This window comes from Yersinia massiliensis CCUG 53443 (assembly GCF_000312485.1).
Lineage (GTDB): Bacteria > Pseudomonadota > Gammaproteobacteria > Enterobacterales > Enterobacteriaceae > Yersinia > Yersinia massiliensis.
The window spans coordinates 659,710-673,515 of record NZ_HE997643.1; the positions used below are offsets into that span (position 1 = coordinate 659,710).

Below are 13,806 nucleotides of genomic sequence, written 5' to 3' on the forward strand. Positions count from 1 at the left end.
AACAACCAAAACAGCCAAAGAGAGAGAAACATTGTGGATAACAAACACTTTCCAACTCAGCCGGATATCAGTGACGCAATACATCAGCTGATCACTCAAACGCCGGGCAAGTATGACGCGATGGCAAAACAGCTTTGTCCACTGACTGGTACCGAGAATGCGTTACGTAATCGGGTGCGTCAGCTTGCAGGGCAGGTGGTGCCATTTGGGATGGCGGTAGAGATGGAATCAATCTCTGGACGTTCCGATATCACCGAAGCCATGTGCAAACGTGCTGGTGGTGTTTTCGTGAAATTACCAGTGATAGATGAAGTAGAGAATGAGGAACTGCTTGTTAAGTTTAATGATTTGTTGGGGGCTTTAGGTGATTTCAGTCGCGCTCACAATGAGTTTACCGCTGATGGCATTTTGGATCGCAATGAAAGCAAGCGATTAAAAGCAAAAGGTTACAGAGCGCAGTCATTGATAGCAGAGATATGGGTAGTAACAGAAATGCTCTTAGGTGAGGGTGACGCCCCAGTGTGCGGCACTGAGGCGTCGGGTGCATTAACTAAACGTGTGGAGTAATTAACGCATGAACATTGTAGCGGCTAAACGTTCTATTCCGCAACTGCGTTGCGTTTGTGTCAGTCCGTTCCGGTATGAACGAATGATAAAGGGCCGGTGGGTAACGTGCAACCACAGCAGAGCGCGGGGAATTGTGGGTGTAGTTCGCCGCAAGTGGGGTCGTGTATGACTAATCCCGGCTCAACCACAACAAACCCCATTCAATTGCTTGATCGGTACTACAACGACAAGCGCGGTATTCGCGTTCACGTTATTGGTTACGACAGTACTACCGGTGAGGTCATTTTTCGGCGTGATGACTATGAACATGATTGTTCAATACCCATCAGGCGGTTTAGAAAAGAATATAAGGCGGTTATATGAGCGTAAAGCTATCCAGTTATGTATGGGACGGCTGTGCGGCTGCAGGTATGAAAATATCGAAAGTGGCAATCATGGCTCGTCTTGCCGACTTCTCTAATGATGAGGGTGTTTGCTGGCCGTCAGTAACGACGATTTCCCGCCAGATAGGGGCAGGCGAGAGCACTGTTCGGACTGCATTGGCAGAGCTGGAAACAGATGGTTGGCTTAGCAGAAAGCAGCGCCGTGCCGGTAACAGGAACGCCAGCAATGTTTATCAGCTGAATGTTGCCAAACTCAAGGCCGCTGCTCATGCGTCAGAATCCGACCCCTCAAAATCTGACGGGTCAAAATCTGATGGCTCAAAATTCGACGGGTCAGAATCTGGCAAGAATGGCACTTTTGACCCACCAGAATCTGGGGGCGATCCGTCAGTAAATTCAACACCTGATCCATCAAGTAAAAACACTTTTGGGCAACCGCCGCTGGCGGCAGCCCGAGATGAGAATCTTTCTAAAGAAATTAAATTCACCGATGAAGCTATCGAGGTGCTTAAACATCTGAATCAGCTCACGGGGGCCAAGTACACCACCATAAAAACCAATCTTCAGAATATTCGTGCTCGTTTGACTGATGGTCATGACAAGCAATCACTGCTGCTAGTTGTTGATTATCTGGTAAGCCGCTGGTTGGGTACTGAGTGGGCGAAATTCTTGAATCCTGAAACTATGTTTCGCCCGACTAAATTCGATGGAAACTTACTGGCTGCCAGTGCTTGGCACAGTGAGGGTAGGAAATCTCCATCGCAACAGCTTCAGGCTGCAGATCACACCGAGAGAGATGCGGCTTATAAACGTTTTATTTCTGGTACCGGTCAAAACGTTAAGCCAAGCCAACTGGAAGTAACCGTAAGCGGTGAAGCCAGCAAAGCAGGCATCCGTTCAATGAACGCCAGTTTTGCGGTTCAGCGTTGGAACTCCATCTGGAAAGAATGCAGCCAGCGCATGAGTGGGGAGGACGCAGCATGACCTACCAAGTTATTTATGCCGATCCACCGTGGCCATATCGAGATAAAGCTAAAAGCGGCAAACGTGGTGTTGATTTTAAATACGAAACTATGAACCTTGCTGATATTTGCCGCCTGCCGATTTGGGAGATAGCTGGTGATAGCTGTTTGTTGGCTATGTGGTGGGTACCGACTCAACCACTGGAGGCATTAAAAGTTGTTGAGGCTTGGGGATTCAGGCTGATGACAATGAAGGGTTTCACTTGGCACAAAACCAACAAGAGAAAGGGCAACAGTGCGATCGGTATGGGCCACATGACCCGCGCTAATAGTGAAGATGTGTTGTTTGCTGTGAAAGGCCGTTTGCCTGAACGCTTGAATGCGGCTATTTGTCAGCATCAAACAGCCCCACGGGGTGAGCACAGTGCCAAACCTGATATTTTCCGCGATCTGCTTGTCTCTCTGTTAGGGGATGTTCCCCGCATAGAGCTGTTTGCCAGAACGCAGGCTGAGGGCTGGGATAGTTGGGGTAATGAGTGCATCAATAGTCTGGAATTAACCCCTGCCACTATTCTGGCTGCACCACAAAACCAGCTACAAAATATTCCTGAAATTATTCCGGTACCGGAAAGCGGGGTGATGGTTTGAAACTCACCCTGCCATTCCCACCATCAGTTAATGGCTACTGGCGCGCCCCAAACAAAGGACCGCTAGCTGGTCGTCACCTAATCAGTGTCGACGGTCGCAAATACCGCAGTGAAGCATTGGCATGTGTGCTCGAGCAATTACGGCGGGTACCGAAAGCCATTACTGGCCATGTAGCCGTAACTATTAATTTTTACCCACCAGATCGGCGCATAAGGGACATGGACAACTACCTGAAAGCACCTCTTGATGCCTTGACGCATGCCGGAGTGTGGGCAGACGACAGTCAGATAAAGCGGATGTTATTGGAGTGGATGCCTATGACTAAGGGCGGGAAGGTAGAAATACAGATCAGCGAGGTACGTGTATGAATACTTACGTAGGCGTTACCGCATCGGTTGTGACTATGAGCAGCCGTGAAATCGCTGTACTGGTAAACAGCAAACACGGTGATGTGAAGCGCTCTGCAGAACGTCTATGCGCAGGCGGTATTTTAACCGCGCCGTTGGCGCAGTTCGATTTTGAGCACAACGGTAACCAGTATTTTGAGTATCGGTTCAATAAGCGCGATTCTTTGGTATTAGTTGCCCGACTATCCCCTGAATTCACTGCTGCAGTGGTTGACCGCTGGCAAGAGCTGGAACAGAACCTGATCCCCCAAACCTTGCCAGAGGCTTTGCGCCTGGCGGCTAATTTGGCAGAAGAAAAGCAGCAACTTGAAAATCAGCTTTCTATAGCAGCGCCAAAGGTCGAATTTGTCGATCGCTATGTTAAAGCTAATGGTTCAATGACATTCCGGCAGGTAGCTAAGCTGTTGAATGCTAAAGAGCATGAATTTAACTGTTTTCTACTGAATCAACACATTATGTACCGTTTGAACGGTGCATTAACACCACGTCAGTATCACAGCGACTTAGGGCGATTTGAGGTTAAGACCGGTACTAATACCATCAATAATCATGCATTCGCCCAATCCCGTTTTACACCGAAGGGCGTTAAATGGGTTGGTGGATTATGGGCTGAGTATCTAGCTAAAAAAGGTGCTGCATGAGGGCATTATTAACCCCATTCATTCAGCATGAGCTTGGTGTTGTGATATTGAAGCCGGGCGCTGAACTGCTGCCATATTTATCTAGTCGCTTGCTGGTGGCCACTGAGCCGGAGGAATTTAAATCACTTCCATCCGGTCGGCTACCATCAACTGATCAACAACTAGCTAATGATCCGCGCTTTTTGCCATTCTTTGAGCAGGAACGGGTTATTAACGCCGCTGGTGGGCCTCTAGTGTTGGAGGCGTGGGTTAAGCAGATGAAAGAGTGCCAGTGGCATGATTCGGATGATTCCCACGTTCAAAATCTCACGACATTACGCTATGGTCAGCGTTCTATTCGTCTGTGTTGGCATCATGATAATAAGCTGAGAGAGCACACACTTCCCCGATTAGAGCAACTAGCAACAACCAATCTCATCACTTGGATAATCTCGACTGTATGCAGTCATTTTCGGCTTCCGGAGGGCCACCAGCTCACCATGCCGGAGCTATGTTGGTGGGCTGTCGTTAATGAGGTTTCCGATCTCCTCCCCGATTCAATCGCTCGAGCAAGTTTGCGGATGCTGCCAGCAGTGATGAAGTCAGGCCCAACAAGGGAGAGTGATATCACTTGGACGCCAAACCCGACACAAATCATTGAAACCAAGGTGGAACAGGTTAAGAAAGTGCTGGTGCTGAAAATTGATGATGAGCCACCAGCCAGCTTTATGCGCATCCCTAAGCGGTATCGGTGGGAAAGCGCCAAGTGGCTTAAGTGGGTTAAATCCCAGCAATGCTGTGGTTGTGGTAACTCTGCTGACGACCCTCACCACATCATAGGACACGGGCAGGGCGGCATGGGGACCAAGGCCCACGACCTTTTCACTATTCCTCTTTGCCGCGGCTGCCACGATTCACTGCATGCTGATATGCGGGCGTGGGAAGCGGAACATGGAAGCCAAATTGAGCTGTGGTTTCATTTTATGGACCGGTCTATCTCGATCGGGGCAATGGCCTGATGGTCATCATGTGTGGAGTAAAACAATGAACCAGCAATATCTTCAGTATGTTAGAGGTGCATTGTCGATAGCTCTTGCTGATATATGCGGAAACAGCAAGGGACAGTTGGCGGCGTTTGATGGTGCGGCACTAGCCAGAACAACACGACTTAAGCGACAGAGGGTTAGAAATGTTGAGGTTGGAGGGCGTAGAGTTTGCCAAGAAACTGAGCCGATGCACTGCCCAGAAACCCGATCACGTAAAAGCCAGATTATCCCGTTAGATCCACTTACGTACTGCACAAGTGCATGGCGTAGAGCGATTTTCAAGCTAGAGCCACATCAGGCTGCATGGATTCGTTATTGCTACTCCTTCGATCTGACATTCGGTTATCAAGTCGAAATATGTCGCTTTATATGGAATGAGTATCAATCGCAACTAGAGAAGAAGCCAATAACAGCGAAAGTACGGCGCAGAGCAGAAAGCCTCGTATGGTTAGCTGTGCAGCAAACAGCCGGTATAGGTAACTTGTTACATAGGGAAGAGTATTCATATTCAGAGCTGGCGGGGTTGGTGGGGGTCCAGCGCAATAATTGGACGATGCACTATGCGTCTCATTGGGAGTCGCTATTGAGGCTGGTCGAAAGTTTAGATAGTGATTCCCTTAACTGTGTTGCACTCATAAAGCGGGAAGATAGAAACATTTAGCGACATGATACTTGCAAAAGTGAACAAAGTAGGCCATATTTAAAGCATATTTGATATATTGCCACTAATTTAATTTATAACCTCGCTTCGGCGGGGTTTGTCATTAATGAATCCTAGTTCATAATGAACACTTCATATCCATTTTGGAGTGTTTATGCCTTTCTCAAATCTCATTGAGTCTGAGTTTTATAGGAGACTCTACACCGTAGTTAGACCATCCCAGCCTATAGATGCTACAGAGTTTTTATTTGGGAGAGATCATCAATATTCAGATATGAAGACATCAATTTTTGCTCCCGGACGGCATAGTTTTATTTACGGGAACAGGGGTGTTGGTAAATCTTCTTTGGCACATTCAGTGGCCTACGATTTTCAAGAGCAAACTGATCCGATATTGCTTAGTTGTGAACCATCTTCAACAATGGTTTCGATAGTGACTGATGCTGTTCGAGAGGCGTCAATTAAAGGAAAGAATAAAAGTGAATGGGCTGTAACGGTATCGATTGGAGTTGGTGGTACAGGTATTAAATTTGAGAAAAAAGGTTCTAGTGAATCCAGAGATATAAATATAGTTGATACATCTTCGGCTGTTTATGCTTTGGAATATTTACAAGAAATCCATTCTGATATGCCTTTCTTGGTCGTCGATGAATTTGACCGAATCGAAGATGTAAAGGAGAGAGAGAAGTTTGGTACCTTACTAAAGCAAATGGGCGATAAAAAGTGTAATGTTAAGTTTATTTTCACTGGGATAGCAGAGTCGTTTCAAGAGTTATTATCTGGACACGCATCAAGTTCAAGGCAAATACACGAATTAAAACTTGATCCTTTATCATGGGATGGTCGATATGCAATTGTTGACCGAGCATTTAGCGAGTTTGGCTTAATTGTTCCTGATGATATAAGATTTCGTATTGCAGGTCTAAGTGACGGATACCCTCATTACATACATTTAATATGCGAAAAAATGTTAAGCCTCGCCTATGAAAATAACATTAAGAAAATAGATTACTCTATATTTATTACAGGTCTTGACCGAGCTGTTCGTTCGGTAGCTCAGGCGTTGAGAGGGCCATACGAAAAAGCAACATCGGCAAGAGATATCCAATTTTCTTATGTTCTGTGGGCTGTGGCAGATTCCGCTGATTTACAAAGAAAAAAGACAGATATACTCCAATCATACGAGAGTGTTATTAAGCAGTTGAAAAAAGAACCTGTAACAGATGAATCGTTTTCTAGAATGTTATTATCTCTGAAAAATGAGGATTTTGGCGAAGTTGTAATCCCAGCCTTTGGTGGAAAACGAAAAGGTTGGTATCGATTTAATGAAAATATGCTTCGTGGTTATGTAAGAATGTGTGCTGAAGTTAATAAAATTAGATTGGATTTTGAAACTAATGTCACAAGTAATGAGCCTACGGCTCAAGTTAGAATAAGTACTAGAGGCAAGAAAACGATTTCTCAGGTTGAGTCTGATTATGAGAGAGAGATTAATGAAATTAAGCGAAAGCTTAAGTTCGAATAATAACTCAACATGTAATCATGCCAACATAATATGCGGTCAGCACATTGGTAGGTGTTGACGCCGGAACCGTAACCGGCTTCAAATTATAGTTAACCACATGAAATCGTTAACGTACGTGTTCAGGCTCGCTTCGGTGAGCTTCATTATCTTGGGATAAAAGTCATCCCTTGTACTGCGTTAAGAAAATTCCTACGCAAGTCAACCCCTGCTCCGATGGTTAATAATCCCCCAAAGAACGACAATGAATCATGAAAGCAAAATAAAAAAATTGATCTTCGTCATTGTTTTTTGTGTTTTGCTAAAAGACTCTACAATTATTTAATGTAAATGGTTAAATCCACTTTGGGACATGAAGTGAAAAATCAATTGACCGGACTGACTCTGTTGACCTCTCTGATTGTAGGTATAACGACAGCGCATGCAGCACCCCCAACAGCTGAATTAAAAGTTAAAGGGAAGATAGGTGTCCCGACATGTAATATTAATGCACCAGACAGCGGTGTTTATAATTTTGGTAATATAAGTTCAACTCAGATTAAATCAGGCACAACAACGACTGAATTACCTAAAATGAGTAAAAGTTGGACAATAATCTGTGATGCCCCGACTTACCTGAACGTAACCCCTGTTGATAATCGGGCAGCTACAGCGAGTTCGACTGCAACTAAGGCGAGATTTGGTCTGGGTTCTATCAACGGCAACGGAAAAATTGGATTCTACTGGGTGGTGCTGTCGAATGCCAAGGTTGATAATCAGCCATCCAATCTGTACGACACGAGTACCAATGCTTTTACTTCTGTTGCCACCTCAGTACATCTTTGGTCTGGTTCTGTTACAGGCTGGGCATCTGCTGCAAACACCCAAACGGCAGGTAAAGTATTTAGTGCTGATTTTGAGGTCCAACCGGTATTGGCTGGTGTAACTGATATGAAAGGCACTATCACTGAAGATACTAAAATTGATGGCTCTCTTACGATGAACTTTGCTTTTGGTATCTAGCATCGCAATCTAGTTAGAGATTATCGATACGCAATACAGTCTTATCGGTATGTACTACTGCTTCACATCCTTATGCGTTATCAATTTTACCATCCGTTATGAAATTATCACGGATAACCATTTAAAGGCTCACTTCGGTGGGCCTTTTCTGTTTTAGCCCATCAGTCACCCAACAACTCCACACACACATTACTCCGCATGAGTGGTTGCACTGGTGGGCTAAATTCCTTAACTACGCGCCCAACCCGCAGAACGGGAGGGGGAGATATGAAAATGCATAACAACCCTGACCTTATGGACATCATCACCAAATGGATTGCCGCACATCGTCTCGAATTGGGCTATGGCGGTATCGCTGGGATTATTGCTTGGTTGCGCGGTCGGTATAACGAAAAACCGTGGCGTAGATGCTTTCTCGATGCGCTGATGTGCGCGGCTATAGCGTTTGCAGTGCGGGACGTACTTGATTTTTTCGGGTTATCGCCAGACCTCGCTTACATCTCAAGCGTCATCATCGGTTATCTCGGTACAGATTACTTATCCAGCTTATTTAAATGGAAGGTAACAGGCAGGCCGATTGAAGAAGGGAAGGATAATGACAAGTAATTTCAGGTTCAGTCAACGCAGTGAGAGCAACCTCAAGGGCATTAACTCAAACTTATTAAAGGTAGTTCGCCGTGCGTTAGAGATTTCAACAGTCGATTTCAGTGTGATTGAAGGACTGCGTACAGTAGAACGGCAGAGAGAGCTGGTGGACACTGGCAAGAGTCAGACGATGAATAGCCGTCACATCTCTGGCAATGCTGTAGACCTTTTCCCTGTTGGCGGTGACTGGAACAACTATAAGTGCTGGCTACCGGTTCTCAATGCTATGCAGCAGGCGGGTAAAGAGTTAGGCGTTAAGCTGCGTTTCGGTATTACATGGACTGATAACCCAAATGATAAGCCTGCTAAGTTCTTGGATGCGCCTCATGTTGAGATACCAGCATGAAAGAGACCTTATTGGGATTGATAGCTGCTGTACTGGTGATTTCCGTTTTAGTCGGCGGCGGTTACTGGTGGGGCAGTGATAGCAAAAATACAGAGTGGTCTCTTAAATGGGCTGGCCGTAACCAATCGGACCTAGAGGCAGAGAAAGCCGCTAAAAAGAGCGCAGCCGAGAAAGAGGCTCAACTTCAAGCCGCACAAACAGCCGGATTAAAAGCATATCAACAAGGGGTAGCAGATGCTGAGAACAAAGCAAAAGGCACTATTGCTGCTTATCGCGCTGGCAATATCAAGCTGCAAAGGCGTTTCGAGTGTCTCGCCGCTTCAGTTGGGGATATGTCCGTTACTCCCGCCAGTGGACAGCTCACTGATGCAGCCCGAGACTGCGGATTTTCAGATTCAGATGTCGGGTTTCTTATTTCAATCGCTGAACGAGCCGACAAGTTAGTCGAGAAGCTCACCGCACTGCAAAAGGTTGTTACTGACGACCGGCTAATAATCAACAGCACCAAGTTTCAATAGTGCATGCCTGAGTGGAAAGCAAACATGAAAGTCCCCGTTCAGAAGTCAATCAGTCCCACTATTTCCGCTGAATATGCTGAAGAAGCCTACAAAGAGTACCGTGCACAGTTTGGCAGTAGTCAGTCACTTGAGCGCCTGTACGAACGTGGTGGATTCAGTTATGCAGAAATGGTGATGCTTTTATACCAGCGCATCAAACGCTTAGAGGGGAACGGTAATGTATGACTTACCGGGTACTGGAACATTCATTGCATTTGGCTGCATCTGCGCTGTTGTCGGCAGGGGAGTGATTGAGTTCATTCTCTGGCTGTTCAGTTTTGTACACATCAGCATTGCTTAGTGTAACCCCAAGAATACTGGTTCTATGATGTTTGACAAAAGTATAAACATTTCCATAATTAAAATGTGATAGGCCATAAAAAGTGAGTAACTAAATGAAAAAAACATTGTTAATCATTTTGTTATCAAGTTCTCTTGTATCTTTTAATGCGCTGGCTAATTTTACAGGTCCAAGCGTTACAGGACAGGTTAGTACAGTACAGCAAGCAATGAATGCTCGTGTTGGTAGTTACATTACTCTTACTGGACATATAGTGTCCCATCAGCGTGGGGATTACTTTACGTTCCGAGATGATTCAGGAACCTTACGAGTAGAAATAGAGAATTCTGTATGGCGTAACAGGGATATAGGGCCAGACACAAGAGTGAGGCTACTTGGTGAGATTGATACTGGTCCAGCTGGACGTTATTTGTGGGTAAAATCTTTGGATTTAGTTAATTAATAAGCTTGGCGATGCCCATCACGTCAGGCATGGAGTACACCGCCTTGGCAGTGATGACTTAGTATCAGGGATACAATCTCAGTAATTTAACCTTCAATCAATATTTAACTTATAGCGAGCCACTAGCCTAATAAGCCGGTGGCTTTTCTCTTTAGGGATAGATCATGGCAACTTTTAAGGATTTATCCAATCAGCTTCAGCAGATTAAAAAACAGATACCTTTTGCTACTGCTCAGGCTCTAACAAGCGTTGCGCGGCAGATTGCCGCCGCTCAGAAGGTGGGTATGCAACGCAATCTGGATAACCCAACACCTTTCACCGTTAGTTCTGTTGGTTCATTTGGGGCTCGTAAAGACCGATTACAGGCCAAGGTGTTTGTGCGTGATATTGCTGCCAGCTATCTCGAGCCGTTCGAGTTCGGTGGTCAGCACAAGCTCAATGGTCAGGCGTTGCTCAATCCCAAAAACATAAAGCTGAATAAGTTCGGCAACTTAGCCCGTAATAAAACGCAGCAGCTCAAGGCTAAAGAAAATGTCTTTGTTGGTGAGGTGAATGGAGTTAGTGGTTTCTTCCAGCGTAAGAAAGGGAAGAAGAGCAAAAAGGTTAAGAAGCGCCAAAAACGCTCCCCCAATGGTGTGCATCGTGCCAGAGAGAAACAAAGAGCACCTAAGTTGCTGATTCAGTTTGGTGATGCATTGGCGGTCAAACCAACGCTTGGATACTTCGACCGAGCAAACGCAATGGCACAGGCTTTGATGCCCGGTGCATTAAGCCTAGCAATCGAACAGGCACTGAAGACTGCAAAGTGATCAACCACATGATAGCTATTATCATCTAGAAAAAAATGGGTCCTTCCTGCGACTTTTCTAATGTACGGGCATTGCGCGCCGTGCAGTTTTACCAGCTATAAATTTTTCATTTTGTGTCCCATGTCCCATGTGCATAGTTATGCAACTACAATCCTCAGCCCTTGTGCTGTGCGGCTTTCGCTATTTTTCTGCGTGGGACATTGTGGATGGGACACAAAAAAATGTCCCACGGCAATGTCCCATGTCCCACAGAGGCAATTTTCACCATGAGCACAATGACGCAGGTTGACTACGCCAAACATGCTGGCGTTGATCGGAAGACGGTAAGCCGCTGGATTAAGGCCGGAAAATATATTGTTCTTGATGGTGATCTGGTCAACGTTGAGGAAAGTGATAAAGCGGTAGCGACTTTACGAGACGGCAAAGATCCCCGGACTAAAAACGCCAGCAAAAGTAAACCAGTCAAAGTGAAATCCGCTGATATGGATGACAGTACCGATGCGACTATCAAAGAGATCATGCTCGCCAATGGGGTTGAATGGACGCGGGAAGAGGCCGCAAGGGTAAAAGAGAATTACCTAGCGTTACTGACCAAGTTGGAGTTTGAGAAAGAAGACGGACAGCTGGTGGAGCTAACGGTCGCAGAGGGTATTTTGTTTGATGCTTTTCGTGCTCAGCGAGACGCTTGGATGAACTGGCCGTCAAGGGTGGCTCCTTTGATGGCGGCTGACTTGGATGTTCCCGCCGACAGAATGACCGAGGTGTTATTAGAATATGTCCATAAACACATCTCTGGCCTCGGCGAACCTGAGTTTAACGCAGAGCAAACATGACAGACTACTCCGCAGCGTTCGTAAGGGCTGGACACCACCACCCCGTATTAGCGTGCCCGATTGGGCTGATAGGTACCGTAAACTAGCAAAAGAAGCTGGCAGTACATCCGGTGACTGGGACACTTCAACCGTAGAGATCGCCCGAGGCCCTATGCTGGCGGCGACGGAATCCGGCGTTCATATCATTACCGTGATGTGCTGCACCCAGTTGATGAAGACCGCATTACTTGAAAATCTGTTTGGTTACTTCGCCCATCTTGATCCTTGTCCGATGTTGTTATTGCAACCTAAAGAGGATGCGGCCGAGCAATTTTCTAAAGAACGCATTACCCCCTTGATCAGGGTCACACCCGCTCTTCGCCAGCTCGTTGGTGGCAACAAGCAGAAAAATTCAAAAGAGACATTGCTGTATAAATCCTTTACGGGGGGCTTTTTGGCATTGGCGGGGGCCGGTAGCCCGGATAACCTTGCCCGTCGTCCTATTCGTGTATTGCTGGCGGATGAGGTGGATAAATACCCCATTACCCGTGAGGGTGACCCGATAACGTTGGCAGAAGAGCGCACCGCGACGTTTGGCCTCAACTGGTTATCTGTTCGCGCCTGTTCTCCGACTGTTGAAGATGAAAGCCGCATTGCGGCAAGCTACGAGGAATCAGATCAGCGCCGAGCATCGATGGCTTGTCCGCATTGTGGTCACCGTCAATTCCCTGAATTCTTCAAACATGTTCACTGGCCATCTGAGGGGGATAAACACAATACCAAGTTAGCCATGATCCACTGTGAAAGCTGTGGCTCAGGTTGGTCAGAGGGCGACCGTCTGAGAGCGCTCCGCACTATTGAGTGGCACCAGACAAAGCCGTTTGAATGCTGTGGTCAGCGTCATGTCCCGCTAAATAATTACGAGCAAGCTTGGCACGTCGATGATCAGGCAGCTGTCGGTATTGTGTGGCGATGGTCTGAGTCTGAGCGTCACGCTGTTCATCGAGCAATTTGTCCTGATTGCGGGGCGTTGGGGGTCGAGAATATCCATGCGGGTTTTCAGGCATCCAAATTATTTAGTCCGTGGCAGAAAGATAAACCGTCGGATATTGCTGCTAAATACCTTAAAGCCAAGGGTGATCCAGATAAAGAATTGGCTTGGTGGAATACCCAAATGGGCCTGCCTCATCGACCCAACTACGGTAAACGTCTTCCCGTGGATGAGCTGCTATCGCGAAGAGAGGTTTTTGATGCTGAAGTTCCTGATGGCGTTGCTGTCCTGACGGCGGGCATTGATACGCAGGCTGACCGGTTAGAAATTGAAGTGGTTGGCTGGGGAAAGGATGAAGAGAGTTGGTCTGTGGCATTTGATGTTATCGAGGGTGACCTCGAAACAGCAGAACCTTGGCTTCGGCTTGATGCCTATCTGAAGCAAATATGGCGACGGGCAGATGGACGTGGTTTTACCATCATGGCCGCTTGTCATGACTCCGGCGGTAACCACACGCAAAAAGTCTATGAATTTGCCAAGGAGCGTTTAGGTCGCCGGATATGGGCCATCAAAGGGGAGTCAGCCACTGGTGGTAAGCGTTCTCCTATTTGGCCCAACAAGCGGCCAACCTCTAAAAATCGTTCGCAGTTCCGTCCGGTCATTATTGGGGTTAACTCGGCAAAAGATTCTATTCGCGCCCGTCTTCATCTTGATAAGCCGGGTCCAGGATATATGCACTTTTCAACCGATCGGGATATGGGGTATTTCAGCCAGTTAACGGCTGAGCGCTTGATCATGAAAGAAGCTGCTGGTCAGCGGTACAGCGTTTGGGATCTGCCACATGGTAAAGCTAACGAGGCGTTGGACTGTCGAGTTTATGCTTATGCTGCCCTTGCGGGCTTGTTCCATTTAGGGCTGAAATTAAATACCCGCGCACTGCTGATCGAGTCCGAACCCGATAAAATTTTACATCCTGCTCCACCTGAACAGGAAGAGAAAATCAGTCTGCGTCTGCCGGGTGCCACTATCACTGAACCTGAAGAACTTCAACGTAAACCTCTATATAAACGCCTGGCTCGTTAAAA

Annotated in this window: 18 protein-coding genes; all 18 read left to right on the forward strand. The window is 46.6% G+C overall.

The features are described 5' to 3' along the window. Positions 1-33: 33 nt before the first annotated feature. The gene (locus BN68_RS02945) at positions 34-567 is read left to right on the forward strand and encodes a YmfL family putative regulatory protein (protein ID WP_019209654.1); all 534 of its coding nucleotides are present in this window, start codon (positions 34-36) and stop codon (positions 565-567) included. A gap of 165 nt (positions 568-732) precedes the next feature. Next, positions 733-930 (forward strand): DUF4222 domain-containing protein, encoded by a 198-nt coding sequence (locus tag BN68_RS23145; protein WP_071822385.1) that lies wholly within the window; start codon positions 733-735, stop codon positions 928-930. Beyond that, positions 927-1,934, forward strand: coding sequence for a conserved phage C-terminal domain-containing protein (locus BN68_RS02950; RefSeq protein WP_019209655.1), 1,008 nt, complete (start codon positions 927-929; stop codon positions 1,932-1,934). The genes BN68_RS23145 and BN68_RS02950 overlap by 4 nt, the downstream gene beginning before the upstream one ends. Next, on the forward strand, positions 1,931-2,560 hold the full coding sequence (locus BN68_RS02955) for an MT-A70 family methyltransferase (protein WP_019209656.1): 630 nt from the start codon (positions 1,931-1,933) through the stop codon (positions 2,558-2,560). Before BN68_RS02950 ends, BN68_RS02955 begins: the two co-directional genes overlap by 4 nt. Beyond that, positions 2,557-2,928 carry a RusA family crossover junction endodeoxyribonuclease gene (locus BN68_RS02960; RefSeq protein WP_019209657.1) on the forward strand — a complete coding sequence of 124 codons (372 nt, stop codon included), beginning with the start codon at positions 2,557-2,559 and terminating at the stop codon, positions 2,926-2,928. The genes BN68_RS02955 and BN68_RS02960 overlap by 4 nt, the downstream gene beginning before the upstream one ends. Continuing rightward, positions 2,925-3,608 (forward strand): phage antirepressor KilAC domain-containing protein, encoded by a 684-nt coding sequence (locus tag BN68_RS02965; RefSeq protein WP_019209658.1) that lies wholly within the window; start codon positions 2,925-2,927, stop codon positions 3,606-3,608. Before BN68_RS02960 ends, BN68_RS02965 begins: the two co-directional genes overlap by 4 nt. Further along, a complete protein-coding gene (locus BN68_RS02970; RefSeq protein WP_019209659.1) occupies positions 3,605-4,606 on the forward strand; it encodes a DUF968 domain-containing protein in 1,002 nt (333 codons plus the stop codon). Before BN68_RS02965 ends, BN68_RS02970 begins: the two co-directional genes overlap by 4 nt. 25 nt (positions 4,607-4,631) lie before the next feature. Continuing rightward, a complete protein-coding gene (locus BN68_RS24545; protein WP_019209660.1) occupies positions 4,632-5,294 on the forward strand; it encodes a bacteriophage antitermination protein Q in 663 nt (220 codons plus the stop codon). Positions 5,295-5,448: 154 nt separating this feature from the next. Beyond that, positions 5,449-6,819: an AAA family ATPase gene (locus BN68_RS02980; RefSeq protein ID WP_019209661.1), complete on the forward strand. Its 1,371-nt coding sequence runs from the start codon at positions 5,449-5,451 to the stop codon at positions 6,817-6,819. Between the two features lie 354 nt (positions 6,820-7,173). Further along, positions 7,174-7,818: a DUF1120 domain-containing protein gene (locus BN68_RS02985; RefSeq protein ID WP_042806496.1), complete on the forward strand. Its 645-nt coding sequence runs from the start codon at positions 7,174-7,176 to the stop codon at positions 7,816-7,818. 267 nt (positions 7,819-8,085) lie between these two features. Continuing rightward, positions 8,086-8,424 carry a phage holin, lambda family gene (locus BN68_RS02990; protein ID WP_019209663.1) on the forward strand — a complete coding sequence of 113 codons (339 nt, stop codon included), beginning with the start codon at positions 8,086-8,088 and terminating at the stop codon, positions 8,422-8,424. Next, on the forward strand, positions 8,414-8,809 hold the full coding sequence (locus BN68_RS02995) for a M15 family metallopeptidase (protein ID WP_019209664.1): 396 nt from the start codon (positions 8,414-8,416) through the stop codon (positions 8,807-8,809). The genes BN68_RS02990 and BN68_RS02995 overlap by 11 nt, the downstream gene beginning before the upstream one ends. After that, the gene (locus BN68_RS03000) at positions 8,806-9,327 is read left to right on the forward strand and encodes a DUF2514 family protein (RefSeq protein ID WP_019209665.1); all 522 of its coding nucleotides are present in this window, start codon (positions 8,806-8,808) and stop codon (positions 9,325-9,327) included. Before BN68_RS02995 ends, BN68_RS03000 begins: the two co-directional genes overlap by 4 nt. 24 nt (positions 9,328-9,351) lie before the next feature. Next, positions 9,352-9,552, forward strand: coding sequence for a hypothetical protein (locus tag BN68_RS03005; RefSeq protein ID WP_019209666.1), 201 nt, complete (start codon positions 9,352-9,354; stop codon positions 9,550-9,552). Positions 9,553-9,761: 209 nt separating this feature from the next. Beyond that, positions 9,762-10,109: a YgiW/YdeI family stress tolerance OB fold protein gene (locus BN68_RS23150; protein WP_071822386.1), complete on the forward strand. Its 348-nt coding sequence runs from the start codon at positions 9,762-9,764 to the stop codon at positions 10,107-10,109. A gap of 164 nt (positions 10,110-10,273) precedes the next feature. After that, a complete protein-coding gene (locus BN68_RS03010; protein ID WP_019209668.1) occupies positions 10,274-10,918 on the forward strand; it encodes a hypothetical protein in 645 nt (214 codons plus the stop codon). A gap of 266 nt (positions 10,919-11,184) precedes the next feature. After that, positions 11,185-11,751 (forward strand): hypothetical protein, encoded by a 567-nt coding sequence (locus BN68_RS03015; protein ID WP_019209669.1) that lies wholly within the window; start codon positions 11,185-11,187, stop codon positions 11,749-11,751. Then, positions 11,693-13,804 (forward strand): phage terminase large subunit family protein, encoded by a 2,112-nt coding sequence (locus BN68_RS03020; RefSeq protein WP_042806380.1) that lies wholly within the window; start codon positions 11,693-11,695, stop codon positions 13,802-13,804. The genes BN68_RS03015 and BN68_RS03020 overlap by 59 nt, the downstream gene beginning before the upstream one ends. The last annotated feature ends 2 nt before the right edge of the window (positions 13,805-13,806 follow it).

Bases quoted from the DNA above. Each gene is read 5' to 3' on its own strand.
- BN68_RS02970 (WP_019209659.1), top strand. From the start codon at position 3,605: ATGAGGGCATTATTAACCCCATTCATTCAGCATGAGCTTGGTGTTGTG.
- BN68_RS02990 (WP_019209663.1), top strand. From the start codon at position 8,086: ATGAAAATGCATAACAACCCTGACCTTATGGACATCATCACCAAATGG.
- BN68_RS03000 (WP_019209665.1), top strand. From the start codon at position 8,806: ATGAAAGAGACCTTATTGGGATTGATAGCTGCTGTACTGGTGATTTCC.
- BN68_RS03015 (WP_019209669.1), top strand. From the start codon at position 11,185: ATGAGCACAATGACGCAGGTTGACTACGCCAAACATGCTGGCGTTGAT.
- BN68_RS24545 (WP_019209660.1), top strand. From the start codon at position 4,632: ATGAACCAGCAATATCTTCAGTATGTTAGAGGTGCATTGTCGATAGCT.
- BN68_RS23150 (WP_071822386.1), top strand. From the start codon at position 9,762: ATGAAAAAAACATTGTTAATCATTTTGTTATCAAGTTCTCTTGTATCT.
- BN68_RS02965 (WP_019209658.1), top strand. From the start codon at position 2,925: ATGAATACTTACGTAGGCGTTACCGCATCGGTTGTGACTATGAGCAGC.
- BN68_RS03010 (WP_019209668.1), top strand. From the start codon at position 10,274: ATGGCAACTTTTAAGGATTTATCCAATCAGCTTCAGCAGATTAAAAAA.
- BN68_RS02980 (WP_019209661.1), top strand. From the start codon at position 5,449: ATGCCTTTCTCAAATCTCATTGAGTCTGAGTTTTATAGGAGACTCTAC.
- BN68_RS02995 (WP_019209664.1), top strand. From the start codon at position 8,414: ATGACAAGTAATTTCAGGTTCAGTCAACGCAGTGAGAGCAACCTCAAG.
- BN68_RS03020 (WP_042806380.1), top strand. From the start codon at position 11,693: ATGTCCATAAACACATCTCTGGCCTCGGCGAACCTGAGTTTAACGCAG.
- BN68_RS02955 (WP_019209656.1), top strand. From the start codon at position 1,931: ATGACCTACCAAGTTATTTATGCCGATCCACCGTGGCCATATCGAGAT.
- BN68_RS02950 (WP_019209655.1), top strand. From the start codon at position 927: ATGAGCGTAAAGCTATCCAGTTATGTATGGGACGGCTGTGCGGCTGCA.
- BN68_RS03005 (WP_019209666.1), top strand. From the start codon at position 9,352: ATGAAAGTCCCCGTTCAGAAGTCAATCAGTCCCACTATTTCCGCTGAA.
- BN68_RS23145 (WP_071822385.1), top strand. From the start codon at position 733: ATGACTAATCCCGGCTCAACCACAACAAACCCCATTCAATTGCTTGAT.